Genomic DNA, 21,685 nt, shown 5'->3' with positions numbered 1-21,685 from the left:
ATGTTGATCCCTAAACGTGTTAAACACCGTAAACAGCATCGCGGAAAAATGAGAGGGCAAGCGAAAGGCGGTCAAACCGTTGCTTTCGGCGAATATGGCCTTCAAGCTCTTGAAGCGTCCTGGATTACAAATCGCCAAATTGAAGCCGCTCGTATTGCGATGACCCGTTACATCAAACGTGGCGGTAAAGTATGGATTAAAATTTTCCCGGATAAACCTGTAACCCAGAAGCCTTTAGAAGTACGGATGGGTTCCGGTAAAGGTTCTGTTGAACATTGGGTAGCCATCGTCAAGCCTGGCAAAGTTATGTTTGAACTCGCAGGCGTATCGGAAGAAGTGGCTCGAGAAGCTATGCGTCTTGCTATGCACAAGCTCCCAATCAAATGTAAGTTCGTGAAACGGGAAGAATTGGGTGGTGACGTAAATGAAAGCTAATGAAATTCGTGATTTAACCACTGCCGAAATCGAACAAAAAGTTACTTCCATGAAAGAAGAGCTTTTTAACCTCCGTTTTCAATTAGCAACAGGTCAATTAGATAACCCTGCTCGTATTCGTCAAGTACGTAAGGCTATCGCTAAAGCCAAAACCGTTCTTCGTGAACGTGAACTAGGAATTCGCTAATAGTTAAGAGAGGAGGTCGCAAACATGGCAGAAGAACGCAACAATCGTAAAGTTGTGCTCGGAAAAGTTGTTTCTGACAAAATGGATAAAACCATTGTTGTTCTTGTTGAGACGTACAAAAAACACCCGCTCTACGGTAAGCGCGTGAAGTACTCCAAGAAGTTCAAAGCGCATGATGAGCAAAACACTGCAAAAATCGGCGATCTTGTAAAAATTATGGAAACTCGTCCGCTTTCTAAAGATAAGCGTTTCAGACTGGTGGAAGTAGTTGAGAAAGCCGTTATCATCTAATCAAATAAATTAAAGAACGTTTAGTCACAACTGAAGGGAGGGACTCTCCGTGATTCAAACTCAAACACGTTTACGCGTAGCAGATAATTCCGGTGCGAAAGAACTTATGTGTATTAAAGTACTCGGCGGTTCCGGTCGTAAGTTCGCTAACATTGGTGATGTTATTGTTTGTTCGGTAAAACAAGCAACACCAGGCGGCGTTGTCAAGAAAGGCGATGTAGTAAAAGCTGTTATCGTTCGTTCCAAGAGCGGCGCACGCCGTAATGATGGCTCTTATATTCGCTTTGATGAGAATGCAGCGGTTATCGTACGTGATGACAAAAGCCCGCGCGGAACTCGTATCTTCGGACCTGTTGCCCGGGAACTTCGCGAAAAAGACTTTATGAAAATTGTTTCCCTGGCTCCTGAAGTACTGTAATTCCTTAAATCAAAGCTAATTTGTTCGACAAGGAGGTGCCGTCATGTCCGAACGTATTAAATTACACGTAAAATCCGGTGATGAAGTTATGGTTATCAGCGGAAAAGATAAAGGTAAAAAAGGACGTATTCTTACTGCTTTCCCTAAAACCGGTCGCGTAGTGGTTGAAGGTGTAAATCTGGTTAAGAAACACACTCGTCCAAACGCAGCAAATCCACAGGGTGGAATTGTCACACAGGAAGCAGCGATTCACGCTTCCAACGTCATGATTATCGATCCGAAAACGGGTGAACCGACTCGTATTGGTCATAAAATTGTTGACGGAAAGAAAGTTCGTATTGCAAAAAAATCTGGCGAAATACTTGACAAGTAACCAGGTCGGAAAGGAGGTCACTTAGATGGCTGCAAGAATGCAAGAAACTTATAGCGAAAAAATTGTTCCTGCATTAATGACGAAGTTTAACTACAAATCCATTATGCAGGCTCCTAAAATCGAAAAAATCGTTCTTAACGTTGGTTTAGGGGAAGCTGTTTCTAATCCTAAAGTACTCGACGGGGCGATTCGTGACTTAGAGTTAATCACAGGTCAGAAACCGGTGGTTACACGTGCGAAGAAGTCCATCGCCGGATTCCGCCTTCGTGAAGGCATGCCAATCGGCTGCAAAGTAACGCTGCGCGGCGAGCGTATGTACCACTTTTTAGACAAATTGTTTAATGTGGCACTTCCACGCGTACGTGACTTCCGCGGCATTTCAAACAAAGCATTTGATGGACGCGGAAACTACACACTCGGACTTAAAGAACAATTGATTTTCCCTGAAATCGAATACGATAAAGTGGATGCGATTCGTGGGATGGATATCGTAATTGTAACGACAGCTAATTCGGACGAAGAAGCCCGCGAACTGTTAACCCAACTGGGCGCGCCCTTCAGTAAGTAATTTCTAGATTGATACGATAAGGAGGGAAACACGTGGCAAAAAAATCTATGGTTGTAAAAGCCAACCGTAAGCCTAAGTTTAAAGTCCAGGAATACACCCGCTGCGAACGTTGCGGACGTCCGCACTCTGTATATCGTAAATTTAAACTTTGCCGGATTTGTATTCGCGAATTGGCCTATGCAGGTCAACTGCCTGGCGTTAAAAAAGCAAGCTGGTAAAACCCCTGTAACGGGAAGGAGGTTAAACATATGTCGATGACAGATCCAATAGCAGATATGCTTACACGGATTCGTAATGCCAATATTGTTCGTCACGAGAAACTGGAAGTTCCAGCTTCCACAATCAAGCGTGACATTGCGAATCTTCTGAAAGAGGAAGGCTTTATCCGCGACGTGGAATATGTAGAGGATAACAAGCAAGGCATTCTCCGTATTTTCCTTAAGTATGGCATGGATAACGAACGTGTAATCACTGGATTAAAACGTATTAGTAAACCGGGATTGCGTGTATATGCGAAGAAAGATGAGGTTCCCCGTGTTCTGGGCGGATTGGGAGTCGCTATTCTTTCAACTTCTCACGGTGTATTGACGGATAAACAAGCCCGCCAACAACAAGTGGGCGGCGAAGTATTAGCATACGTTTGGTAATCATTTAGACGAGAACGGAGGTGTGATGTATGTCTCGTATTGGTAAAAAGCCAGTTTCTATTCCAACTGGAGTAGAAGTGAAACTGGACGGAAATGTACTGACGGTTAAAGGGCCTAAAGGAACTTTGACTCGTACGCTTCATAATGAAGTTCAAGTAAACGTGGAAGGCAACGAAATCGTTGTAACACGCCCTTCTGATAATAAATTGCACCGGGCCCTTCATGGGACGACTCGCAGTGTTATTGCCAACATGGTGGAAGGCGTAACGACTGGATTCTCCAAAACTCTTGAACTCGTGGGTGTTGGATACCGTGCAGCTAAATCGGGAAGCAACCTTACGTTAAGCGTTGGTTATTCTCATCCTGTAGAAATCACTCCGGAAGAAGGCATTGAGTTCGAAGTGCCGGCTCAAACACAAATCATTGTTAAAGGAATTGACAAAGAACGTGTAGGCCAAATCGCTTCTGAAATTCGTGCAGTACGCAAACCAGAACCTTACAAAGGAAAAGGTATTCGTTACCAGGGTGAACGTGTACGTCGTAAGGAAGGTAAGACCGGTAAGAAGTAATCGCGTAAGAGTGTGACGAAAGGAGTGAAAGTAACGTGATCTCTAAACAAGATAAAAACAAAGCACGGAAGAAAAGACATTTGAGAGTGCGCAAGAAAATTTCGGGCACAGCTCAAGCACCTCGTTTAAATGTGTACCGTTCTTCTAAACATATCTATGCTCAACTGATTGATGATGTAGCAGGTGTGACGCTTGCTTCTGCATCCACAGTCGATCCTGAGCTTAAAGATCAAATAACTCACGGTGGAAATCAAGAGGCCGCTGCAAAAGTTGGCGCTTTGATTGCCAAACGTGGCCTTGAAAAAGGTGTTTCTGAAGTGGTTTTTGACCGCGGAGGCTACCTGTATCACGGACGTATTAAAACACTCGCAGATGCTGCTCGTGAAGCAGGCCTGCAATTCTAATAAAACGTAACAACAGAACGTAAATCCTTATATAAGGAGGGAATTTCATGCGTATCGACGCTAGCAACCTTGAGTTGGAAGAAAAAGTCGTCGCCATCAATCGTGTTGCTAAAGTTGTTAAAGGTGGACGTCGTTTTTCCTTTAGCGCCTTAGTAGTAGTCGGCGACCGTAATGGTCACGTTGGTTCGGGAATGGGGAAAGCCCAAGAAGTACCTGATGCGATTCGCAAGGCTATTGACGATGCTAAGAAAAACTTAATTAAAGTTCCCCTTGTAGGAACGACGCTTCCTCACGAAGTAAACGGCCGTTTTGGTGCTGGTAAAGTATTTATGAAGCCAGCTTCTGAAGGTACCGGAGTTATCGCAGGCGGTCCTGTACGTGCGGTGCTTGAACTTGCAGGTGTAGGCGATGTATTAAGTAAATCTTTAGGCTCTAACAACCCAATTAACATGGTTAACGCAACATTAGAAGGCCTTGGCCGCTTAAAAACGGCTGACCAAGTTGCGAAACTTCGCGGCAAATCTACGGAAGAGCTATTAGGTTAGGAGGGGAATGAATCGTGGCTAAATTGCAAATCACCCTCAAGAGGAGTTTGATTGGACGTACGGAAGTTCAGAGAGCAACCGTCCAAGCACTCGGCCTTCGCAAAATTCACCAGACTGTTGAACATCAGGATAATCCGGCTATTCGCGGCATGGTAAACAAAGTATCTCACATGGTTGAAGTTAAGGAAATTGCTGAGTAATAGATAATTTGCTACAAGGAGGAGGTGCAACGATGAAATTACACGAAATCCAACCTGCGGAAGGTTCCCGCCACACACGTAAACGAGTTGGCCGCGGTATCGGTTCCGGGAACGGCAAAACGGCTGGACGCGGTCACAAAGGGCAAAACGCTCGTTCCGGCGGTGGAGTGCGCCCTGGTTTCGAGGGTGGTCAAAACCCATTGTATCGTCGTTTACCTAAGCGGGGCTTCACCAATCCAAACCGTAAAGAGTTTGCTATTGTAAGCCTTGACCGGCTGAACGAGTTTGAAGCGGGCACAGTAGTAACTCCTGAGTTATTGTTGGAGACAGGCGCTGTAAAAAATGCACGCGATGGCGTGAAGATTTTAGGAAATGGAGAATTAAACGTTTCATTGACGGTTAAAGCCCAGAAATTTTCTCAATCCGCTATTGAGAAAATTGAAGCTGCAGGCGGAAAAACCGAGGTGATCTAATGTTTAACACCTTCATTAATATTTTCAAGATTGCCGACTTGCGTCGAAGGGTTCTTTTTACCCTTTTGATGCTTGTCGTCTTTCGGATTGGGAGCCAGATTCCGGTTCCGGGTATTAATGTAACGTTACTGGAACAACTTTCCCAGAAAAATAACATTGTTGGCTTTCTGAACACTTTTTCGGGTGGTGCATTAAAGAATTTCTCCGTTTTCTCGATGGGGATTATGCCGTATATCACCGCCTCGATTATTATGCAGCTTCTGGCAATGGACGTCGTTCCGAAATTTACGGAATGGGCCAAAGAAGGGGACATTGGACGGCGCAAAACGGCGCAGTTCACTCGTTACTTCACTGTTGTTCTTGGACTGATCCAGGCAATTGGCCTTTCAATCGGCTTTAACCGTATGGTTCCGGGCCTTGTGATCCATCCAGGCTTTGCATCGTACGCGTTGATTGCTCTCATCCTCACTGCAGGAACAGCTTTTCTCATGTGGATGGGTGAGGAAATCACGGAAAAAGGTATCGGAAACGGGATTTCGATCATCATCTTTGCAGGTATTGTTGCGGCGATTCCAGGTGGCGCTCAGAATATCTATGCCACGGAATTTACCGGCGGACAAAATGATGTATTCATGAACGTCGTAAAAATCCTTATCATCCTCATTGCTGTTATCCTTATTGTCACCCTTGTTGTGTATGTCCAGCAGGCTTATCGTAAGATTCCGGTGCAATACGCGAAGCGTGTGGTTGGCAGGAAGATGTATGGTGGACAGTCTACGCATATTCCTTTAAAGGTGAATACAGCCGGAGTTATTCCTGTTATTTTCGCTCTATCTTTGATCGTTTTTCCACCTACAATTGCTCAGTTCTGGAGCGGACATCCGTTTGCGGACTGGGTTCAAAGAACCTTTGACTACCGCTCGTCGGTAGGGATGGTATTATATGTTGTGCTTATTATCGGGTTTTCATATTTTTACACATTCGTACAGATGAAACCAGATGAAATGGCTGACAACATGAAAAAGAACGGTGGTTACATTCCAGGCATACGTCCGGGTAATGAGACAGCTCTGTATATTACGAGAACCTTAAATCGAATCACGCTAACAGGGTCAATCTTCCTGGCAGCCGTTTCTGTGCTTCCAATGCTATTTTCATCAGTGAGCGGGTTGCCACAGTCTGTTCGAATTGGTGGTACTGCACTGCTTATTGTAGTTGGGGTTGCGCTTGATACGATGAAACAACTGGAGAGCCAGTTAGTGAAGCGCCACTACAAAGGTTTTATTAAGTAGTATATGCTGTTACATTAGAGACGTATGGAGGGGTAGATGTGAATGTTATCTTAATGGGATTGCCCGGTGCGGGGAAGGGAACGCAAGCTGAGAGAATTGTTGACGAATTTGGTATTCCTCATATTTCGACCGGTGATATGTTTCGCGCGGCTATTCGTGAAGAGACGGCAATGGGTTTACAGGCAAAATCGTTTATGGATCAAGGACTTCTTGTTCCGGATGAAGTGGTCATCGGAATTGTCAAGGAACGTTTGGCGAAGCCTGATTGTGAAAGAGGCTTTTTGCTTGATGGGTTTCCGCGCACGCTTGCGCAGGCCGAGGCTCTCGATGCCACACTTGCGGAACTGGGACGTGGAATTGACCATGTGATTAATATTGATGTAGACCGTAGCATTCTGTTGGAACGCCTGACAGGCCGCCGTATCTGTAAAAGCTGCGGCGCAACGTATCATGTTGTGTTCAACCCGCCGGCCCAAGAGGGAATATGTGATAAATGTGGTGGAGAGTTATATCAGCGAAGCGATGACAATGAGGAAACCGTTGCGACTCGTCTCGATGTAAACATCGAACAATCTGCACCACTTTTGAAATACTATGCCGAAAAAGGATTGCTCCGGAACATTAACGGGCAACAGGATATAAACGTAGTATTTGCTGACCTTGCTAGTTTATTGAGAGGGCAGGCTGAATGATTATTTGCAAATCAAAAGCTGAGATTGACATCATGCGTGAAGCTGGCCGTATTGTGGCCCTGACTCACCAGGAGTTACAGAAGGCGCTGCACTCCGGCATTACCACGCAAGAGTTAGATGACATCGCAGAACGCTTCATTCGAAAACATGGAGCAAACCCTTCTTTTAAAGGTTACGGAGGCTTTAAGGGTAGTATATGTACTTCCGTTAATGAAGAACTTGTTCATGGGATTCCCGGAAAACGCAGACTTAACGAAGGGGATATCATCAGTCTCGATATTGGGGCTGAGGTAGAAGGGTACCACGGAGATTCAGCCTGGACCTATGGCATCGGAGATATTTCTCCCGACAATCAGCGGTTGCTGGATGTGACAGAGAAATCTCTTTTTGAGGGGCTGGCTGTGGCTAAACCGGACGCCCGTTTAACGGATATCTCCCACGCGATTCAAGTTTATGTAGAAAATGCGGGGTATTCGATTGTCAGAGAGTATGTCGGGCACGGAATTGGTCGAGACTTACATGAAGACCCGCAAATTCCGAACTTCGGACCTCCCGGACGTGGTCCGAGATTGAAGCCTGGCATGGTGCTTGCAATCGAACCAATGGTCAACGCAGGGGAACGTTATGTACGGACATTGGAAGACAAATGGACAGTGGTTACAACGGATGGCTCAATGTGTGCGCATTTTGAACATACGATTGTAATTACGGAAGACGGCTACGACATACTAACCAGAGTATAACAATCGCATAGTTTCTTTTACGTGTGCGTTATGTTATGATAGCGGGTGGGACTTATGTTTTGACCGGCTATAAAAAGCTCAAGCTGAAGTGCTGGAGAAAGGAGAATGCCCTTCATGGCGAAAGAAGATGTAATTGAAGTGGAAGGCACTGTGATTGAACCTCTGCCGAACGCAATGTTTCGTGTGGAGTTAGAGAACGGTCATAAAGTACTTGCACATGTATCGGGTAAAATTCGCATGCATTTCATTCGCATTTTGCCTGGTGACAAAGTAACGGTTGAATTATCGCCTTATGATTTGACCCGCGGGCGGATCACATATCGCTACAAATAGGAAGTAGGAACGAGAAGTTAGAGGTGCGAATGATTGACCTCCAACCTCTAATATTTCTACTCTCCAGAAGATGACAGGAGGTTATCCAAGTGAAAGTAAGACCATCTGTAAAGCCCATTTGCGAAAAATGCAAAATCATTCGTCGCAAAGGGAAAGTTATGGTAATCTGTGAAAACCCTAAACATAAGCAAAGACAAGGCTAATAAATAAGGAGGTGCACGAAATATGGCACGTATTGCGGGAGTCGACTTACCTCGTGATAAACGCGTTGTAATCGCGTTAACGTATATTTTTGGCATTGGGCGTTCTACTGCCAATAAAATTCTGAGTGAGACCGGTATTTCTGAAAATACCCGTGTTCGCGATCTTACTGAAGATGAAGCAGCTAAGCTTCGTGAATACATCGATAAGAACATTAAGGTTGAAGGGGATCTTCGTCGTGAAGTATCTCTGAATATCAAGCGTCTTATTGAAATTGGCTCTTTCCGTGGCATTCGTCACCGTCGTGGGCTGCCTGTTCGCGGACAGCGCACAAAAACAAATGCTCGTACACGCAAAGGTCCGCGTCGTACCGTTGCTAACAAGAAGAAGTAAAGGGGGTAAATGAAGTTGGCGAAAAGAAAAGTAGCTGCGACTCGTACACGTCGTCGCGATCGAAAAAACGTTGAATCTGGTGTAGCGCATATTCGTTCTACGTTTAACAATACCATCGTTACTATCACTGATCCCCATGGAAATGCAATTTCTTGGGCAAGTGCCGGTGGGCTTGGATTTAGAGGATCTCGTAAGAGCACACCGTTTGCTGCGCAAATGGCTGCTGAGCAAGCGGCTAAAGCTGCAATGGAACATGGTATGAAGTCCGTTGAAGTTATGGTTAAAGGACCTGGTTCCGGCCGTGAAGCCGCTATCCGTTCCTTACAGGCTACAGGTCTGGAAGTGAACATGATTAAAGATGTAACTCCTATTCCTCATAATGGCTGCCGTCCTCCGAAACGTCGCCGCGTATAATTTGGCGTAACTTTGCACAAACTAGCAGTTTAAGAAGTTATCCACCTGGAAATACTAGGGTACGAAAAGTAAGGGTAAAACGATGCTAGACAGCACCCCACGGCTTGATTGCCCGCAGTAACAGTGGTAACCGCCTAAGGGGAGTTCCGGTCGTGGGGATCCTATGACCCGTCCGGAATTTTCCACGTTTTGAAGGAGGGTTTGGTTGATGATCGAAATAGAGAAGCCAAAGATCGAAGTGGTAGAAGTAAGCGAAGACTCTACCTATGGTAAGTTTGTGGTTGAACCTCTAGAAAGAGGATATGGTACGACCCTTGGCAATTCACTGCGTCGTATTTTGTTATCTTCACTTCCTGGCGCCGCAATTACCAGCGTCCAAATCGATGGGGTTCTGCATGAGTTCTCCACGATCGAAGGCGTAGTAGAAGATACTACCCAGATCATCTTAAATTTAAAAACTCTTTCTCTCAAAATCCATTCGGACGAAGAGAAAGTACTCGAAATCGATGCAGAAGGTGGCGGAGCGGTTACAGCTGCCGACATTCGTGCGGATAGTGATGTGGAGATTCTTAATCCGGATCTGCATATTGCTACGCTGGAAGACGATGCTCGTCTCCACATTCGTATGACTGCTAATCGAGGACGGGGCTATGTAGCAGCTGACGCGAACAAGCGTGGTGATATGCCAATTGGTGTAATTCCTATTGATTCCATTTATACGCCGATTAGCCGTGTAAATTACCAGGTAGAGAATACGCGCGTTGGACAGGTCACTAACTATGATAAACTGACGCTTGAAGTCTGGACAGACGGCAGCATCCGTCCGGAAGAAGCGGTAAGCTTGGGTGCTAAGATTATGACGGAGCATCTTAATCTCTTCGTCGGTCTTACGGATGAAGCCAAAGAAGCAGAAATCATGGTTGAAAAAGAAGAAGACAAGAAAGAAAAAGTTCTTGAGATGACCATCGAGGAACTTGATCTTTCCGTTCGTTCTTATAACTGCCTGAAGCGTGCCGGTATTAATACCGTGCAGGAGCTGACGCAGAAAACGGAAGAAGATATGATGAAAGTTCGTAACCTTGGCCGCAAGTCTCTGGAAGAGGTTCAGGAGAAGCTTGAAGAGCTTGGACTTGGTTTGCGAAAAGATGATTAGAATAAAGAGTCGTTGAATCAGGGTCTAAAGGAGGGAATAACATGGCACAGTCTAAATTAGGCCGCAACAGTGCTGCTCGGAAAGCACTTTTCCGGGATCTGGTTACTGATCTTATTATTAATGAACGCATTGAGACGACTGAATCGAAGGCGAAAGAAGTCCGCTCAATTGTTGAAAAAATGATTACTTTGGCTAAACGCGGTGACCTGCACGCTCGTCGTCAAGTAGCCGCTTTTGTGCGTAAAGAAGTAGCTGACCAGGAATCCGGTCAGGATGCAATTCAAAAATTATTTGATAAGCTTGCACCTCGCTTCTCTGAGCGTCAAGGTGGTTACACTCGCATCTTGAAAATAGGACCTCGTCGTGGGGACGGAGCTCCTATGGTATACCTTGAGTTAGTTTAATAGTGAGCATTGGCGCAAGAAAGGGTGAGGAGATTTCACCCTTTTTTTCTTTCTTCGGTATTGCGTGAATAGTGAGAGGTTTTACAGCTCCTAAGCTCCTAAACTGAGAAAGCGACGTGATGGTTTTGGACAAGAACACAATTGTGCGTCTTCAAGATATTCAGTTTGGTTACGACCCGACCTCTCCGGATGAATTGGCGGTTCGCGGGGTTTCGCTTGAGGTTCGGGAACGGGAATTTCTATCGATTATCGGCCATAATGGTTCAGGAAAGTCAACGATGGCAAAAATGCTGAACGGACTGCTTCTCCCCGTGTCCGGCACAGTGAATGTCGATGGGCTTTCAACCGCCAATGAAGAGGAACTATGGAGAATCCGTCGGCGGGTTGGTATGGTTTTTCAAAATCCTGATAATCAATTCGTGGCCCCTACAGTGGAAGATGATATTGCCTTTGGACTTGAGAATATCGGGGTTCCGCGAGAGGAAATGGAGTCAAGAATTATGGATGCGCTGGAAAAGGTCGGCATGACTGAATTCAGGCAGGCGGAACCGCACCGGTTATCAGGTGGTCAGAAGCAGCGGGTTGCTATTGCAGCCATGCTGGCGATACGTCCGAAAGTTCTCGTGTTAGATGAAGCAACGGCTATGCTCGACCCGCGTGGACGCAAGGAAGTACTCGAGGTTGTGAAAAAGATGAACCGCGATGCAGGAATGACGGTCATTCAGATTACTCACTATCTGGAGGAGACGCTTACCAGCGATCGGATTGTTGTGATGGATAACGGGCAGGCAGTCGGAGAAGGGTCGCCGGATGTGATATACAAACAGGCAGATTGGCTGCGCAGGCTGGGCCTTGATGTGCCTTTTGCCTGCGATGTGCAGTATCGTCTCCGGCAAAAAGGGATTCAACTTCCGAACTTTTCAACATCTGCTGAAGGGGTGCTCGACGGGCTATGGACATTCGTTTAGAGAAGATAGGGTACACCTATGGTAAAGGAACTCCTTTTGAACATACCGCTCTGCATGACGTCTCCCTGCATATTCCGTACGGCCGCTATATAGCGATTATCGGTCATACCGGATCGGGCAAATCGACACTTATTCAACTGTTAAATGGTCTTTTGCAGCCGACGGAAGGGAAGATGCAGGTTGGCAATTTTGTGCTGCCTGTTAAGAAACAGAAGGGGTTGGAGAAGCTCCGGCAGCAGGTCGGATTGTCCTTTCAATACCCGGAGTATCAGCTTTTTGAGGAGTCGGTCTCGAAAGACGTGGCTTTCGGGTTGAAGAATATGGGCGTACCGCAGGAAATGATCGCCTCCCGTGTACGGGAAGCCCTGGAATTGGTGGGGCTTGATATCGAGGAGTACGGGGAAAAGTCACCCTTTGCGTTAAGCGGCGGGCAGATGCGAAGAGTGGCACTGGCCGGTGTACTCGTGATGAAGCCGAAGATTCTTATTCTGGATGAGCCGACAGCGGGGCTTGATCCGGCCGGACATCGTATGATTCTGGATGTGATTGACCGCGTTCACCAGGAGGAGAAGCGAACGACGATTCTCGTCACGCACAGCATGGAAGATGCCGCCCGCTATGCGGATTATCTGTATGTGATGAACGAGGGAACAATATGGATGGAAGGGACTCCAGGAGAGGTGTTCCGGGATCCTCAGCGAATCCGGCAGGCTGGTCTCGATTTGCCGGAGGTAACGGACTTTATTCTCAAGTTCAATGAACGAATCGGCCGACGGAGGGAAAACATGGAACCTCTGCCCCTCGATATTTTTGAAACCGGCAAGCTGATAGATGAATTGGCCCGCCGGGTGCGAAAGGGGGTCGGGAAGGCATGAGTTTGATTGGGAACATCCCGATTGGCCAGTATGTTGCGGGCGCTTCTTATATACACCGCTGCGACCCGCGCGCCAAGCTCTTATTTATCTTTTTCTTTATCCTTTTAATCTTTTTGGCCAAAACCATGTTAGGTTTACTGGTGTTAGCCGCAGTCTGTATAGTGGGTATCCTTGTTTCACGCGTCCCGGTCCTGTATATTCTGCGCGGGCTAAAGCCGGCTTTATGGATTATTGCGCTGACGGTGATCCTCCAGATTTTCACTACCCAGGGCGGCCAACTATTGTTGGAGTGGAACTTTATTCATATTTACGAGAAAGGCGTACAAGAAGCGATATTCGTCGCGGGACGGATCATTTTGCTGATGATTTCCGCTTCGTTATTAACGTTGACGACCTCGCCCATCCAGTTGACCGACGGATTGGAAAGCCTTTTTTCTCCGCTGAAACGTTTCGGGTTCCCGGCTCATGAACTGGCTCTCATGATGTCGATTTCGCTGCGGTTCATTCCGACGTTGCTCGAAGAAACGGATAAAATAGCCAAAGCCCAGATTTCGCGTGGAGCTACGTTTGTGAGCGGCTCTCTTATTCAGCGGGTGTACAGTATCATCCCGCTCATCGTGCCGCTGTTTATTCAATCGTTCCGGCGTGCGGAGGATTTAGCTTTAGCGATGGAGGCACGCGGTTATCGCGGCGGGGAAGGCCGCACTAAATATCGCAGGCTCACATGGGAACTGCGTGATACGTTTTTAATGCTCATTATTCTTGTGCTTGCCGTAGCCGTTTGGGGTTTGCGGACGTAGAGTTTTAACAGGCCTTCACAGCTAGAGCGGCAGGTTGGCAGGGAGGGAACACAGACAGATGGAATGGCGCAAAATTAAACTAACGTTTAGTTACCAGGGAACCGCTTATTTTGGCCTCCAGCGCCAGAAAAACGGGCCGAGCATCCAGGAGGAGATCGAGAAAGCGCTGCGCAAAATTCTCGAACATGAGGCGGCGCTGGTGTCTTCCGGCAGGACGGATTCCGGTGTGCATGCCCGCATGCAGGTCGCCCATTTTCGGACGAATCACCCGATCCCGGCGAATCGGCTGCCTTATGCGATGAATACCATCCTGCCGGATGACATTGTTATTTTGGAGGCGTGTGACGTTCCACAGAATTTTCATGCCCGTTACCATGTAACAGAAAAAACTTACCGCTACCGTCTGCTTAATCAGCTGTTTCCCGACCCTTTCTTGCGAGATTGGGCCTATCATGTGAGAGCGCCTTTGGATCTGGATAAGATGCGAAGGGCGGCTGCCTATTTGATTGGAACTCATGATTTTACCTCGTTTTGTTCGGTCCGCACGAAGGTGGTGGATAAAGTCCGAACTCTACACGAGATTCGCATTGAAGAAACACAAAGAGATACCGGCATTCCGGGGCAGGGTAAGGATATCTGGCTTACGTTTCGCGGAAATGGGTTTCTCTACAATATGGTTCGCATGATGACCGGTACCCTTCTGGAAGTGGGAAGAGGAAAAGTGCCGGCAGAACACGTAAAATGGCTGCTGGAGATAAAAAACGGGGATATCGCAAAGATAAACGCCCCACCACACGGATTGTACCTGTGGGAAGTTCGTTATGATGAACCTTCTTCTTTATCAACGGTGCCTGGTGTGTAAATCTTTTTCTTGACTCTCATATCGCAGTGTTGTATTATATTCTTTGGTATTTTAAAAAACCCACTGGCCCCGAACTTGTCGGTTTTTGAAATATATGGATTATCGGAACAAAAGCAAATTGTAATTTGCCTTAGGAGGGAAAGTAATGCGCACCACATACATGGCCAAGCCGAATGAAGTAGAGCGTAAGTGGTATGTTATTGATGCTGAAGGTCAAACTGTTGGTCGTCTTGCCAGCGAAGTAGCTTCCATTCTTCGCGGTAAGTTAAAGCCTGAATATACACCACATATTGATACTGGTGATTTCGTAATCATCATTAATGCTGAAAAAGTTGTTTTCACAGGAAAAAAATTGACGGATAAGAAATACTACCGTCATTCCGGTTACCAGGGCGGTCTGCGTGTAACGACAGCAGGCCAAATGCTCGCAACGAAGCCTGAGCGGGTTCTTGAAGCAGCGGTTAAAGGCATGCTTCCTAAAAACCGCCTCGGACGCCAATTGGCAACTAAATTGAACATCTACGCTGGATCTGAGCATCCGCACCAAGCACAGCAACCTGAAAAATGGGAACTGCGCGGGTAAGTAAAAGGAGGGTAAATACGTGGCACAAGTACAATACTACGGAACTGGTCGTCGTAAGAATTCCGTTGCTCGCGTACGTTTAGTACCAGGCGATGGTCAAATCGTAATTAACAAGCGGCCAATGGACGAATATTTCGGCCTTGAAACGCTAAAGCTTATCGTAAAACAACCGCTCGTTCTTACTGAATTGAACGGTAAATACGATGTACATGTAAATGTGAATGGTGGCGGAACAACAGGGCAAGCAGGCGCGATCCGCCATGGTATCTCACGCGCTCTGCTCGAAGCGGATCCTGAGCTTCGTGGAGCTTTAAAAGCAGCCGGATTTTTAACGCGTGACCCACGTATGAAAGAACGTAAAAAATACGGTCTTAAAGCAGCTCGCCGCGCACCTCAGTTCTCCAAACGTTGATTTGGGGTCTGTGCGTGCAGCCTAACGGTAAAAAGCCGATTCGATTATTCGAATCGGCTTTTTTTCATGTAAAAAATCCCTTGCGTATGCCCGCCATTCCATATGGAAAAGAATAGAAGGAAATGGACAGGACATACAAGGGTGATGGCATGGATAACGTTGTTTCATTTCAACAATGGTCGCAGGAAAAAGATGAGTGGCTTAGGGAGAAAGTTCTCGATGGAATTGACGGTGGGGAGATTTTAAATTATTGTCATACGATTATTCGTCCTTCCATCAGTCATTTGAGATTTCTGCAGCGCTATATGGTCGAGCGGTTTTTGCTGGAAATCATAGCGGAATTCTTTTATGTAGGCGTGCAAGCGAGTAAATTATACAGAACCGGGCGCAGCGGGCAGGAAATTGAACAAATGTATGAGGTGCGCTTTGCGCTGCACATCCAGGAGATAGCAGATATGTTTAAGGTGAACCGTTGTATTGGTGAATGGGACGCTTATTCTGTTTTTATTATCGCAGAAGACTTATCCGGCAAATGGTTTCGCAAAGGAATGGCGTACGGGGAGAAGCAGCGAAAATTACGGCTGCTCTAATGGCGAACTTATTAAAGGTTCGCCTTTTGCTTTTTATGCATAAATGAACGGGTTGTACCATATGGTTTATAAGCAGCTAAATCAGAAGGAGGGATAATTCGTTCATGACGCGCAAAGTATTAGGCTGGATAGCGGCCCTTTGTACCGTAATCGCCCTGTTTACATATAAAATTCCAATTGATGACTCGTGGTCAGGATGGTCCTTGCCTTTGTCGGGTAAAATTATTGTACTCGATGCCGGACACGGAGGGCCTGATGGAGGTGCTGTGAGTAAGGACGGGCTGGTAGAAAAGGATGTTACGCTGCTCATTACGTTATCTCTTCGTGATTTTCTGCAGCAAGCAGGAGCTCTTGTTGTGCTGACCCGGGAAAATGACACGGATTTGGCCCACCCGAATACAAAAGGGTTGAGCAAGCGAAAAACTGAAGATTTAATTCGCCGGGCGCGCCTTGTCAAGGAAAACCAGGGAGACCTTTTAGTAAGCATTCATTTGAATGCGATCCCATCCCCGAAATGGTCAGGCGCGCAGGTCTTTTATCATCCGGCGTATGAGGATTCACAGCGGTGCGCGCAATTGATTCAGAGTGAAATTCGTCGTGTGATCAATAATACAGACAGAGAAGCAAAAAGGAATCATGATATATATATTCTCCGCGCTTCGTCAGTGCCGGCTGTGCTTGTCGAAGTCGGCTTTCTTTCCAACGAAAATGAAGCCCGCCTGCTTTCCGATACCAAATATCAAAAAAAAATGGCAAACGCTATTTATCAGGGGATTCTGCGATATTATTCGGGAGAAAAACCGATGTCCGGCCAATAATCTAGACGAACAAGCAAGGAATGCTATAATAAAGAAAACCTGGCTAACGCCGATCCGCGGGCCTGGTCATAGCCTTAGTTGCACCTGTGTAGAGAAAGAAAGCTATACTTTCCTCCTCTACAAACAAATAAGCAGTCAATATCTAAAGAGGTGAATTCTTTGATCACAGAAGAGAAAGTGTTAGAAGCGTTAAAAGATGTGGAAGATCCGGAAATTCATCGCAGTGTCGTAGAACTGGGAATGGTTCGAAACATCAAGATTAATGATACAAAAGTTGAACTCGATATCATCCTTACGATTCAAGGATGCCCTCTTAAAGTAAAAATCCAGGAAGATGTAGAAAATGCAATTAGATCCTTGGGTGCGGAACAGGTGACCGTTCATTTCGGATCCATGACAGATGAAGAACGGGCCCGCGTATCCGCTATCATTCGCAGCGGCAATCCGAATCAGGCACAGAGCGCGGGAGTGCAGGGGCATGGAGCTGGATTGAACGCCATTTCGCCTATTCTTGGCCCGGAATCTAACACCGTATTCATCGCAGTAACGAGCGGTAAGGGCGGCGTTGGCAAATCAACGGTCACCGTTAATCTCGCGGCATCCCTTGCCCGACTTGGCAAGAAAGTCGGCGTGATTGATGCAGACATCTACGGATTCAGCGTCCCGGATATGATGGGCATCACGCAGCGGCCCGTGGTTGTGGACAATACCATTATGCCTGTTCAGCGGCTGGGTGTGAAAGTGATCTCGATGGGTTTTTTTGTCGAGGACAATTCGCCGATTATCTGGCGCGGCCCAATGCTTGGTAAAATGCTCCGCAATTTCTTTAGTGAAGTTCATTGGGGGCAACTGGATTACATGATTCTTGACCTCCCGCCGGGAACTGGGGACGTGGCTTTGGATGTCCATCAAATGATTCCCCACAGTAAAGAGATCATTGTAACAACACCGCATCCAACAGCGGCTTTTGTAGCGGCCCGTGCCGGGGCAATGGCGTTAAAAACCAACCATGAAATCCTCGGTGTCGTAGAAAATATGTCTTATTATGTGAATAAAACCGGGGAAAAGGACCCGATTTTCGGCAGCGGCGGCGGCGAGAAGCTGGCAGAACAGCTCAACTCGGAATTGCTGGCGCAAATTCCGCTTGGACAGCCTGAGCCTATGCGTGATGAAGAACGCTACGCTCCGTCCGTTTACCGGGAAAATGAGACGATCGGAAACGTGTATATGGAATTGGCGAGAACCGTCGATAAAAAATGTAAAGTGCACTTATAAGAAGAATCTGTCGTGATGTATCACGATACTCGTACGCCAGTATAAAATACTTGTTATAGATTATGAAGCTGGTTGCGCTGGTAAAAAAACGCTGCTCATTTTTAAGAAGAGCAGCGTTTTCTTTAATGTATAAGAAACATTTATGATCTGGAGATGACGTGTGTAATCAGCTGCCGCCACCGCCGCCATCGCTGCTATCGCCGCCTCCCTTACCGCCTTTTCCTTCTTTATTACCTTTACCGCCCTTGCTTTTGCCACCCTGATCGCCCTGGCCCCCGCCTTGCTGTTGAGTGCCCTGGTCCATTTGTCCGCCTTCAGGCCTGACCATTTCCTGCTGGGCTTTATGAATTAAATTGACCATTTCTACACGAAACAGAGGGCTCTGCAGAGAATCCTTCATAACGGACATCGTCTGCTGGCGATAAGAAGGGCTCTTCATTGTTTCAAGCAACACTTTTTCAAACTGCGGGTCCCGCATAACATCCATCAGCATTCTCTGGTATTCCGGGTCCTTTATCAATCCTTTAATCAGCGTTCTGTTTTCTTCTGTCATCGTTTTTGCAAATGAAGCGGCAATTTTCGGGTCCTGCATCATTTGGTGGATTTTCATCGTCGTGTCACCAGTATCGCCGCCTCCCTGGCTTTGATTGGATCCGCCCTGCCCGCCGGATCCACCTGTGCTTTTTGTTGACATGCCGCCTTTCTGTTGTCCTCCCGATTCGTCAGAGCCCTGCATCGCCTCTTTAATGGCCTGCTTTCCCTCAGTTGTTTTAAGGATATCTACCACCATGGGCTTCATTTCTCTATAGTCAGGGGATGATGCATTGGTATTTCCGCCCCCGGCGCCACAACCTGTTACCATAGTAAAAGCAAGAATGAGATAGAAATAGCGTACATTTTTCCGTACATTCACCAGTATATACCACCTTTCTTCCTTCGTTTATACTTTTAGAATGTGAAAGGCGGTATTTGTTTATCCCTTTTCAAATACGTAAAATTACTGGTTTTTTATAACTTGTGTTGATACAATCAAATGGGCTGGGAAATCTGGAGGGGTTGGTTACCGATGAATCTGAAGAAATGGTCTTTTCTTTTCTTTTCAACATTATTACTTGGCGGTATAGGGGGCCTCGTCTCGGGGGTTATCATCGGCCAGGAAACATTTAAAAACGGGTTTGCTAATTTTGGAATGGGGCTGTTTGGCAATGTGCTTGCTGGAATTATGTTTAGTGTAATAAGCCAAATGGGTTTTTTCGCTTATCTCACGATAAATTATATGGCCCTGGGGTTTTTTAAGAAGAAAAGCCTTTGGGAAGGCATTCAAATCATCCTTATTTTATTGGTATTCATTGATCTCGTTGTATTGCGGCACGACATTTTTGCGGGGCAGGCTTCGCTTTTAAGCTATGTCGTGTTGCCTGCAGTACTGCTGGTGCTGGCCGTTGTTGTCGCATTTTTTAAAGTTCAAGCCACCAACAGGACCGCATGGATTCCAACAGTGTTTTTTATGTTTGCGGTGACTACACTGGAATGGGTGCCGGCATTGCGGACGAATAATATAAAATCTATGCTGTTTATGCTAATTCCGCTTTTTCTGTGCAATATATGGCAGATTATGCAGCTGCACAGACTGGTGAAAAGCAGTTGATTGTACCGGGCTCACAGGCGTGGAAAACTGGTTTGGTTACTTTGTGTTCGTAAGAAAGCTCAAACTTATTGCCGGCTGTATAGAAAACCCGGGTGCGTGCTACGCCCGGGTTTTTTTCCTATAAAAGGACGAATAAAAGCTGAACTTTTTTCATTGTACTTCTTTCGCATTCACGCTGGCCCCTGCCAAAAGCTCCGATACAGTAACAAACTCATATCCTTTTTGCCTCAGTTGATCAATAATGATTGGAAGGGCAATGTGTGTTTGTTTACACGTGTCGCTAGCGTGCAAAAGAATAATGTCTCCGGGGTGGGCCTTTTTCGTTACATTCGCCACGATCTGCTCCGTTCCAGGATTCAACCAGTCTTTTGAGTCTGTATCCCACTGTATAACCGTATAGCCCATTGATGAGGCAGTCTTTAATACCCGCTGATCAAAATTACCGTTCGGGGTGCGTATGAGTTTAGGAGAAGCTCCTGTAAGATTTTTCAGAATAGCATCGGCTTTTCCGATTTGTGTTTTGATTTCTTCATCGCTTAGACTGCTGTAATTTACGTGTTTATGGCCATGAGAACCAATTTCAAAACCCATATCTTTAATGCGTTTTACGATTTCCGGATGGGTCTCGCTCCATGGTGAAGAGAGAAAGAAGGTTGCTTTTTTCACACCCTTTTTCTCTAAAATATCAAGAATTGGACCCGTCCGTTGCTCCCCCCAACTAATATCAAATGTTAAGGCTAGTTTCTTTTCTTTCGTGTTCACTTTGTAGATGGCGTGGGGTTCCGCGTTACTGGATGTAAAAATAGACATATTATCGCGTTCTGCCCATCCGATGCCGACTGCGAATAGTGCTGCGGTAAAAATGATAAAATACTGTTTGAGACGTTTGGCGTTGTATATCCAAAACAATCTGTACACCCCCCGATTAGGTTTTGTCCACTACATATGTATGCGGTTTGGACAGGGATATGACTTATGAATGACAGGGCAGCATTCGAAAATTATGGTATCATCATAGAGAAGCCACGTTGAAAGGGGAACGAATAAGCGAATGCTCAAACGGCTGGGAGGTATCATTAAAGAAAACAAAGGGTATATCGGTTTAGGCGCTGCCCTCATGCTGCTCGGTGTACTTGTGGGATATTTTAACGCCCCTTTGATTAAGAGTGTGATACGCGCACTATTTCAGGGATTAGATCGCATTGCCCGCGACATAAATTCCGTTAATAACCCGTTATATACGTTTTGGATTATTTTTAAAAACAATGTTCTGGCCGCCGCGAGTATGGTCGGACTCGGAATTTTCTTTATCGGTATTTATCCGATCATAGGCTTGGTAATGAACGGGATTATTTTGGGATTTCTTCTTAAGATGTACCAGATGGATGGGGTTAACCCTTTGGAGCTTTTTGCGGTGGGAATTTTGCCGCATGGCATTCTTGAACTAACGGCTATTATTTTTGCCGCATCGATTGGAATTAAGTTTGGTGTGGTTGTATTTCAATGGTTTGCCGGTTTGTTTGTGCCTTCAAATAGGGCGGTTGTATCGACACGGTTCCACGACATGCTGAAGGATTTGCCGATAATTATCAGTACGGTTGTTGTGATGCTCTTTTTAGCGGCGATTATTGAAAGTACCATTACGCCTCTTTTGCTTCACGGGGTGATGGGAGAACAGATCAAAACAATGAAGCATTTAATGAAATAAGAAGATAAGCATTACAATTATGAAATTAGACCATAAAAATTAGAATGAAATTAGATTGGCGCGTTTTTCGCGCCATTTCTTATTCGATGTGGAGCGTGTGGCCGGAAGGTCGATCAGACCGACAATTGTCTCCATCCTTGAGATACCCGGATGTTTTGTCGGTCCCCTTCCGGTCACTAAGCGGCCGTTTCGCTTCCCTGCAGAAAAAGGACGAGCGGCAACGCCCGCGAGTTTTTCTTACCGTTAAAGAAAGTATATGTTGCTTTACAGTATTAAAGCAACATATACTTTCCTCCATGGGTCACCTGAGAAAAACTCGCGGGAGTGTGCCGAACGTTGCTTTTTCGATGTGGAGCGTGTGGCCGGAAGGTCGATCAGACCGACAATTGTCTCCATCATTGAGGTACCCGG

At 46.2% G+C, this 21,685-nt stretch carries 37 protein-coding genes; 33 read left to right on the top strand and 4 right to left on the bottom strand.

Annotated features, from left to right (window positions below; translation table 11 throughout):
- From rplP to H525_RS0105500, 31 genes are all read left to right on the top strand, one after another.
- Positions 1-435: a 50S ribosomal protein L16 gene (gene rplP, locus H525_RS0105645; RefSeq protein ID WP_027415410.1), complete on the top strand. Its 435-nt coding sequence runs from the start codon at positions 1-3 to the stop codon at positions 433-435.
- A complete protein-coding gene (rpmC, locus tag H525_RS0105640) occupies positions 425-622 on the top strand; it encodes a 50S ribosomal protein L29 (protein WP_027415409.1) in 198 nt (65 codons plus the stop codon). The genes rplP and rpmC overlap by 11 nt, the downstream gene beginning before the upstream one ends.
- A gap of 24 nt (positions 623-646) precedes the next feature.
- Positions 647-913 carry a 30S ribosomal protein S17 gene (rpsQ, locus tag H525_RS0105635; RefSeq protein WP_027415408.1) on the top strand — a complete coding sequence of 89 codons (267 nt, stop codon included), beginning with the start codon at positions 647-649 and terminating at the stop codon, positions 911-913.
- Positions 914-962: 49 nt separating this feature from the next.
- Entirely contained in the window at positions 963-1,331 is a 369-nt protein-coding gene (gene rplN, locus H525_RS0105630) for a 50S ribosomal protein L14 (protein ID WP_027415407.1), read from the top strand.
- Positions 1,332-1,374: 43 nt separating this feature from the next.
- Entirely contained in the window at positions 1,375-1,704 is a 330-nt protein-coding gene (rplX, locus tag H525_RS0105625) for a 50S ribosomal protein L24 (protein WP_027415406.1), read from the top strand.
- 25 nt (positions 1,705-1,729) lie between these two features.
- Entirely contained in the window at positions 1,730-2,272 is a 543-nt protein-coding gene (gene rplE / locus H525_RS0105620; protein WP_027415405.1) for a 50S ribosomal protein L5, read from the top strand.
- 32 nt (positions 2,273-2,304) lie between these two features.
- A complete protein-coding gene (locus H525_RS0105615; protein WP_027415404.1) occupies positions 2,305-2,490 on the top strand; it encodes a type Z 30S ribosomal protein S14 in 186 nt (61 codons plus the stop codon).
- Between the two features lie 30 nt (positions 2,491-2,520).
- Positions 2,521-2,919, top strand: a complete 399-nt coding sequence (gene rpsH, locus H525_RS0105610) for a 30S ribosomal protein S8 (RefSeq protein ID WP_027415403.1) — start codon at positions 2,521-2,523, stop codon at positions 2,917-2,919.
- Positions 2,920-2,948: 29 nt separating this feature from the next.
- On the top strand, positions 2,949-3,488 hold the full coding sequence (gene rplF / locus H525_RS0105605; RefSeq protein WP_027415402.1) for a 50S ribosomal protein L6: 540 nt from the start codon (positions 2,949-2,951) through the stop codon (positions 3,486-3,488).
- Positions 3,489-3,523: 35 nt separating this feature from the next.
- Positions 3,524-3,892, top strand: coding sequence for a 50S ribosomal protein L18 (rplR, locus tag H525_RS0105600; protein WP_027415401.1), 369 nt, complete (start codon positions 3,524-3,526; stop codon positions 3,890-3,892).
- Positions 3,893-3,939: 47 nt separating this feature from the next.
- Entirely contained in the window at positions 3,940-4,437 is a 498-nt protein-coding gene (rpsE, locus tag H525_RS0105595) for a 30S ribosomal protein S5 (protein WP_027415400.1), read from the top strand.
- An 11-nt stretch (positions 4,438-4,448) separates the two neighbouring features.
- Positions 4,449-4,637 (top strand): 50S ribosomal protein L30, encoded by a 189-nt coding sequence (rpmD, locus tag H525_RS0105590; protein ID WP_035100097.1) that lies wholly within the window; start codon positions 4,449-4,451, stop codon positions 4,635-4,637.
- A gap of 32 nt (positions 4,638-4,669) precedes the next feature.
- Entirely contained in the window at positions 4,670-5,110 is a 441-nt protein-coding gene (rplO, locus tag H525_RS0105585; RefSeq protein ID WP_027415398.1) for a 50S ribosomal protein L15, read from the top strand.
- Positions 5,110-6,402, top strand: a complete 1,293-nt coding sequence (gene secY / locus H525_RS0105580; protein WP_027415397.1) for a preprotein translocase subunit SecY — start codon at positions 5,110-5,112, stop codon at positions 6,400-6,402. The genes rplO and secY overlap by 1 nt, the downstream gene beginning before the upstream one ends.
- A gap of 38 nt (positions 6,403-6,440) precedes the next feature.
- On the top strand, positions 6,441-7,094 hold the full coding sequence (locus H525_RS0105575; protein ID WP_027415396.1) for an adenylate kinase: 654 nt from the start codon (positions 6,441-6,443) through the stop codon (positions 7,092-7,094).
- The gene (map, locus tag H525_RS0105570; RefSeq protein ID WP_027415395.1) at positions 7,091-7,837 is read left to right on the top strand and encodes a type I methionyl aminopeptidase; all 747 of its coding nucleotides are present in this window, start codon (positions 7,091-7,093) and stop codon (positions 7,835-7,837) included. The genes H525_RS0105575 and map overlap by 4 nt, the downstream gene beginning before the upstream one ends.
- A gap of 114 nt (positions 7,838-7,951) precedes the next feature.
- Positions 7,952-8,170 carry a translation initiation factor IF-1 gene (infA, locus tag H525_RS0105565; RefSeq protein WP_003322635.1) on the top strand — a complete coding sequence of 73 codons (219 nt, stop codon included), beginning with the start codon at positions 7,952-7,954 and terminating at the stop codon, positions 8,168-8,170.
- Positions 8,171-8,259: 89 nt separating this feature from the next.
- Positions 8,260-8,373 (top strand): 50S ribosomal protein L36, encoded by a 114-nt coding sequence (rpmJ, locus tag H525_RS26060; protein ID WP_057900126.1) that lies wholly within the window; start codon positions 8,260-8,262, stop codon positions 8,371-8,373.
- Between the two features lie 22 nt (positions 8,374-8,395).
- Positions 8,396-8,764, top strand: a complete 369-nt coding sequence (rpsM, locus tag H525_RS0105560; protein ID WP_027415394.1) for a 30S ribosomal protein S13 — start codon at positions 8,396-8,398, stop codon at positions 8,762-8,764.
- A 15-nt stretch (positions 8,765-8,779) separates the two neighbouring features.
- The gene (rpsK, locus tag H525_RS0105555) at positions 8,780-9,178 is read left to right on the top strand and encodes a 30S ribosomal protein S11 (protein WP_027415393.1); all 399 of its coding nucleotides are present in this window, start codon (positions 8,780-8,782) and stop codon (positions 9,176-9,178) included.
- Between the two features lie 208 nt (positions 9,179-9,386).
- The gene (locus H525_RS0105550; RefSeq protein ID WP_027415392.1) at positions 9,387-10,331 is read left to right on the top strand and encodes a DNA-directed RNA polymerase subunit alpha; all 945 of its coding nucleotides are present in this window, start codon (positions 9,387-9,389) and stop codon (positions 10,329-10,331) included.
- Positions 10,332-10,372: 41 nt separating this feature from the next.
- A complete protein-coding gene (rplQ, locus tag H525_RS0105545) occupies positions 10,373-10,735 on the top strand; it encodes a 50S ribosomal protein L17 (protein ID WP_027415391.1) in 363 nt (120 codons plus the stop codon).
- 125 nt (positions 10,736-10,860) lie between these two features.
- A complete protein-coding gene (locus H525_RS0105540) occupies positions 10,861-11,703 on the top strand; it encodes an energy-coupling factor transporter ATPase (protein ID WP_027415390.1) in 843 nt (280 codons plus the stop codon).
- On the top strand, positions 11,688-12,578 hold the full coding sequence (locus H525_RS0105535; RefSeq protein WP_027415389.1) for an energy-coupling factor transporter ATPase: 891 nt from the start codon (positions 11,688-11,690) through the stop codon (positions 12,576-12,578). Before H525_RS0105540 ends, H525_RS0105535 begins: the two co-directional genes overlap by 16 nt.
- A 2-nt stretch (positions 12,579-12,580) precedes the next feature.
- Positions 12,581-13,378: an energy-coupling factor transporter transmembrane component T family protein gene (locus tag H525_RS0105530; RefSeq protein ID WP_027415388.1), complete on the top strand. Its 798-nt coding sequence runs from the start codon at positions 12,581-12,583 to the stop codon at positions 13,376-13,378.
- 58 nt (positions 13,379-13,436) lie between these two features.
- Complete coding sequence (truA, locus tag H525_RS0105525; protein ID WP_027415387.1) at positions 13,437-14,240, top strand: tRNA pseudouridine(38-40) synthase TruA; 804 nt, start codon at positions 13,437-13,439, stop codon at positions 14,238-14,240.
- Between the two features lie 145 nt (positions 14,241-14,385).
- Positions 14,386-14,823: a 50S ribosomal protein L13 gene (gene rplM / locus H525_RS0105520; RefSeq protein WP_027415386.1), complete on the top strand. Its 438-nt coding sequence runs from the start codon at positions 14,386-14,388 to the stop codon at positions 14,821-14,823.
- 19 nt (positions 14,824-14,842) lie between these two features.
- Positions 14,843-15,235, top strand: a complete 393-nt coding sequence (gene rpsI, locus H525_RS0105515) for a 30S ribosomal protein S9 (protein ID WP_027415385.1) — start codon at positions 14,843-14,845, stop codon at positions 15,233-15,235.
- 149 nt (positions 15,236-15,384) lie between these two features.
- On the top strand, positions 15,385-15,825 hold the full coding sequence (locus H525_RS0105510; RefSeq protein ID WP_027415384.1) for a DUF2521 family protein: 441 nt from the start codon (positions 15,385-15,387) through the stop codon (positions 15,823-15,825).
- Positions 15,826-15,929: 104 nt separating this feature from the next.
- Complete coding sequence (gene cwlD / locus H525_RS0105505; RefSeq protein ID WP_027415383.1) at positions 15,930-16,643, top strand: N-acetylmuramoyl-L-alanine amidase CwlD; 714 nt, start codon at positions 15,930-15,932, stop codon at positions 16,641-16,643.
- Between the two features lie 159 nt (positions 16,644-16,802).
- Positions 16,803-17,918 (top strand): Mrp/NBP35 family ATP-binding protein, encoded by a 1,116-nt coding sequence (locus H525_RS0105500; protein WP_027415382.1) that lies wholly within the window; start codon positions 16,803-16,805, stop codon positions 17,916-17,918.
- A 166-nt stretch (positions 17,919-18,084) separates the two neighbouring features.
- Here H525_RS0105500 and gerD read toward each other — a convergent pair whose 3' ends face one another.
- On the bottom strand, positions 18,085-18,831 hold the full coding sequence (gerD, locus tag H525_RS0105495; RefSeq protein ID WP_035100087.1) for a spore germination lipoprotein GerD: 747 nt from the start codon (positions 18,829-18,831) through the stop codon (positions 18,085-18,087).
- A 153-nt stretch (positions 18,832-18,984) separates the two neighbouring features.
- Here gerD and H525_RS0105490 point away from each other — a divergent pair, with 153 nt between their 5' ends.
- Positions 18,985-19,566, top strand: a complete 582-nt coding sequence (locus H525_RS0105490) for a KinB-signaling pathway activation protein (RefSeq protein ID WP_027415380.1) — start codon at positions 18,985-18,987, stop codon at positions 19,564-19,566.
- A 150-nt stretch (positions 19,567-19,716) separates the two neighbouring features.
- Here the strand turns inward: H525_RS0105490 and pdaB are convergent, their stop codons facing one another.
- Entirely contained in the window at positions 19,717-20,475 is a 759-nt protein-coding gene (gene pdaB, locus H525_RS0105485) for a polysaccharide deacetylase family sporulation protein PdaB (protein WP_035100084.1), read from the bottom strand.
- 142 nt (positions 20,476-20,617) lie between these two features.
- Between pdaB and H525_RS0105480 the strand changes: the two genes are divergently transcribed.
- Complete coding sequence (locus tag H525_RS0105480; RefSeq protein ID WP_027415378.1) at positions 20,618-21,274, top strand: stage II sporulation protein M; 657 nt, start codon at positions 20,618-20,620, stop codon at positions 21,272-21,274.
- A 39-nt stretch (positions 21,275-21,313) separates the two neighbouring features.
- On the opposite strand, the gene H525_RS29350 is transcribed toward H525_RS0105480, so the two are convergent.
- Both H525_RS29350 and H525_RS28925 read right to left on the bottom strand, forming a co-directional pair.
- Positions 21,314-21,451 carry a hypothetical protein gene (locus tag H525_RS29350; protein WP_155837154.1) on the bottom strand — a complete coding sequence of 46 codons (138 nt, stop codon included), beginning with the start codon at positions 21,449-21,451 and terminating at the stop codon, positions 21,314-21,316.
- Between the two features lie 87 nt (positions 21,452-21,538).
- The gene (locus H525_RS28925) at positions 21,539-21,673 is read right to left on the bottom strand and encodes a hypothetical protein (protein WP_281172576.1); all 135 of its coding nucleotides are present in this window, start codon (positions 21,671-21,673) and stop codon (positions 21,539-21,541) included.
- Positions 21,674-21,685: the final 12 nt, after the last annotated feature.

The organism is Aneurinibacillus terranovensis DSM 18919 (genome assembly GCF_000430625.1).
Classification (GTDB): domain Bacteria; phylum Bacillota; class Bacilli; order Aneurinibacillales; family Aneurinibacillaceae; genus Aneurinibacillus_B; species Aneurinibacillus_B terranovensis.
The sequence above is the reverse complement of the archived record's forward strand: the minus strand, read 5'-3'. Positions and strand labels throughout refer to the sequence as shown.

What these genes read in the sequence shown, in the direction of transcription:
- rplP (WP_027415410.1), top strand. Translation starts at nt 1, where the DNA reads ATGTTGATCCCTAAACGTGTTAAACACCGTAAACAGCATCGCGGAAAA.
- rpmC (WP_027415409.1), top strand. Translation starts at nt 425, where the DNA reads ATGAAAGCTAATGAAATTCGTGATTTAACCACTGCCGAAATCGAACAA.
- rpsQ (WP_027415408.1), top strand. Translation starts at nt 647, where the DNA reads ATGGCAGAAGAACGCAACAATCGTAAAGTTGTGCTCGGAAAAGTTGTT.
- rplX (WP_027415406.1), top strand. Translation starts at nt 1,375, where the DNA reads ATGTCCGAACGTATTAAATTACACGTAAAATCCGGTGATGAAGTTATG.
- rplE (WP_027415405.1), top strand. Translation starts at nt 1,730, where the DNA reads ATGGCTGCAAGAATGCAAGAAACTTATAGCGAAAAAATTGTTCCTGCA.
- rpsH (WP_027415403.1), top strand. Translation starts at nt 2,521, where the DNA reads ATGTCGATGACAGATCCAATAGCAGATATGCTTACACGGATTCGTAAT.
- rplF (WP_027415402.1), top strand. Translation starts at nt 2,949, where the DNA reads ATGTCTCGTATTGGTAAAAAGCCAGTTTCTATTCCAACTGGAGTAGAA.
- rpsE (WP_027415400.1), top strand. Translation starts at nt 3,940, where the DNA reads ATGCGTATCGACGCTAGCAACCTTGAGTTGGAAGAAAAAGTCGTCGCC.
- rplO (WP_027415398.1), top strand. Translation starts at nt 4,670, where the DNA reads ATGAAATTACACGAAATCCAACCTGCGGAAGGTTCCCGCCACACACGT.
- secY (WP_027415397.1), top strand. Translation starts at nt 5,110, where the DNA reads ATGTTTAACACCTTCATTAATATTTTCAAGATTGCCGACTTGCGTCGA.
- map (WP_027415395.1), top strand. Translation starts at nt 7,091, where the DNA reads ATGATTATTTGCAAATCAAAAGCTGAGATTGACATCATGCGTGAAGCT.
- infA (WP_003322635.1), top strand. Translation starts at nt 7,952, where the DNA reads ATGGCGAAAGAAGATGTAATTGAAGTGGAAGGCACTGTGATTGAACCT.
- rpsM (WP_027415394.1), top strand. Translation starts at nt 8,396, where the DNA reads ATGGCACGTATTGCGGGAGTCGACTTACCTCGTGATAAACGCGTTGTA.
- H525_RS0105550 (WP_027415392.1), top strand. Translation starts at nt 9,387, where the DNA reads ATGATCGAAATAGAGAAGCCAAAGATCGAAGTGGTAGAAGTAAGCGAA.
- rplQ (WP_027415391.1), top strand. Translation starts at nt 10,373, where the DNA reads ATGGCACAGTCTAAATTAGGCCGCAACAGTGCTGCTCGGAAAGCACTT.
- H525_RS0105535 (WP_027415389.1), top strand. Translation starts at nt 11,688, where the DNA reads ATGGACATTCGTTTAGAGAAGATAGGGTACACCTATGGTAAAGGAACT.
- truA (WP_027415387.1), top strand. Translation starts at nt 13,437, where the DNA reads ATGGAATGGCGCAAAATTAAACTAACGTTTAGTTACCAGGGAACCGCT.
- rplM (WP_027415386.1), top strand. Translation starts at nt 14,386, where the DNA reads ATGCGCACCACATACATGGCCAAGCCGAATGAAGTAGAGCGTAAGTGG.
- H525_RS0105510 (WP_027415384.1), top strand. Translation starts at nt 15,385, where the DNA reads ATGGATAACGTTGTTTCATTTCAACAATGGTCGCAGGAAAAAGATGAG.
- cwlD (WP_027415383.1), top strand. Translation starts at nt 15,930, where the DNA reads ATGACGCGCAAAGTATTAGGCTGGATAGCGGCCCTTTGTACCGTAATC.
- H525_RS0105490 (WP_027415380.1), top strand. Translation starts at nt 18,985, where the DNA reads ATGAATCTGAAGAAATGGTCTTTTCTTTTCTTTTCAACATTATTACTT.
- H525_RS0105480 (WP_027415378.1), top strand. Translation starts at nt 20,618, where the DNA reads ATGCTCAAACGGCTGGGAGGTATCATTAAAGAAAACAAAGGGTATATC.
- H525_RS28925 (WP_281172576.1), bottom strand. Translation starts at nt 21,673, where the DNA reads ATGATGGAGACAATTGTCGGTCTGATCGACCTTCCGGCCACACGCTCC.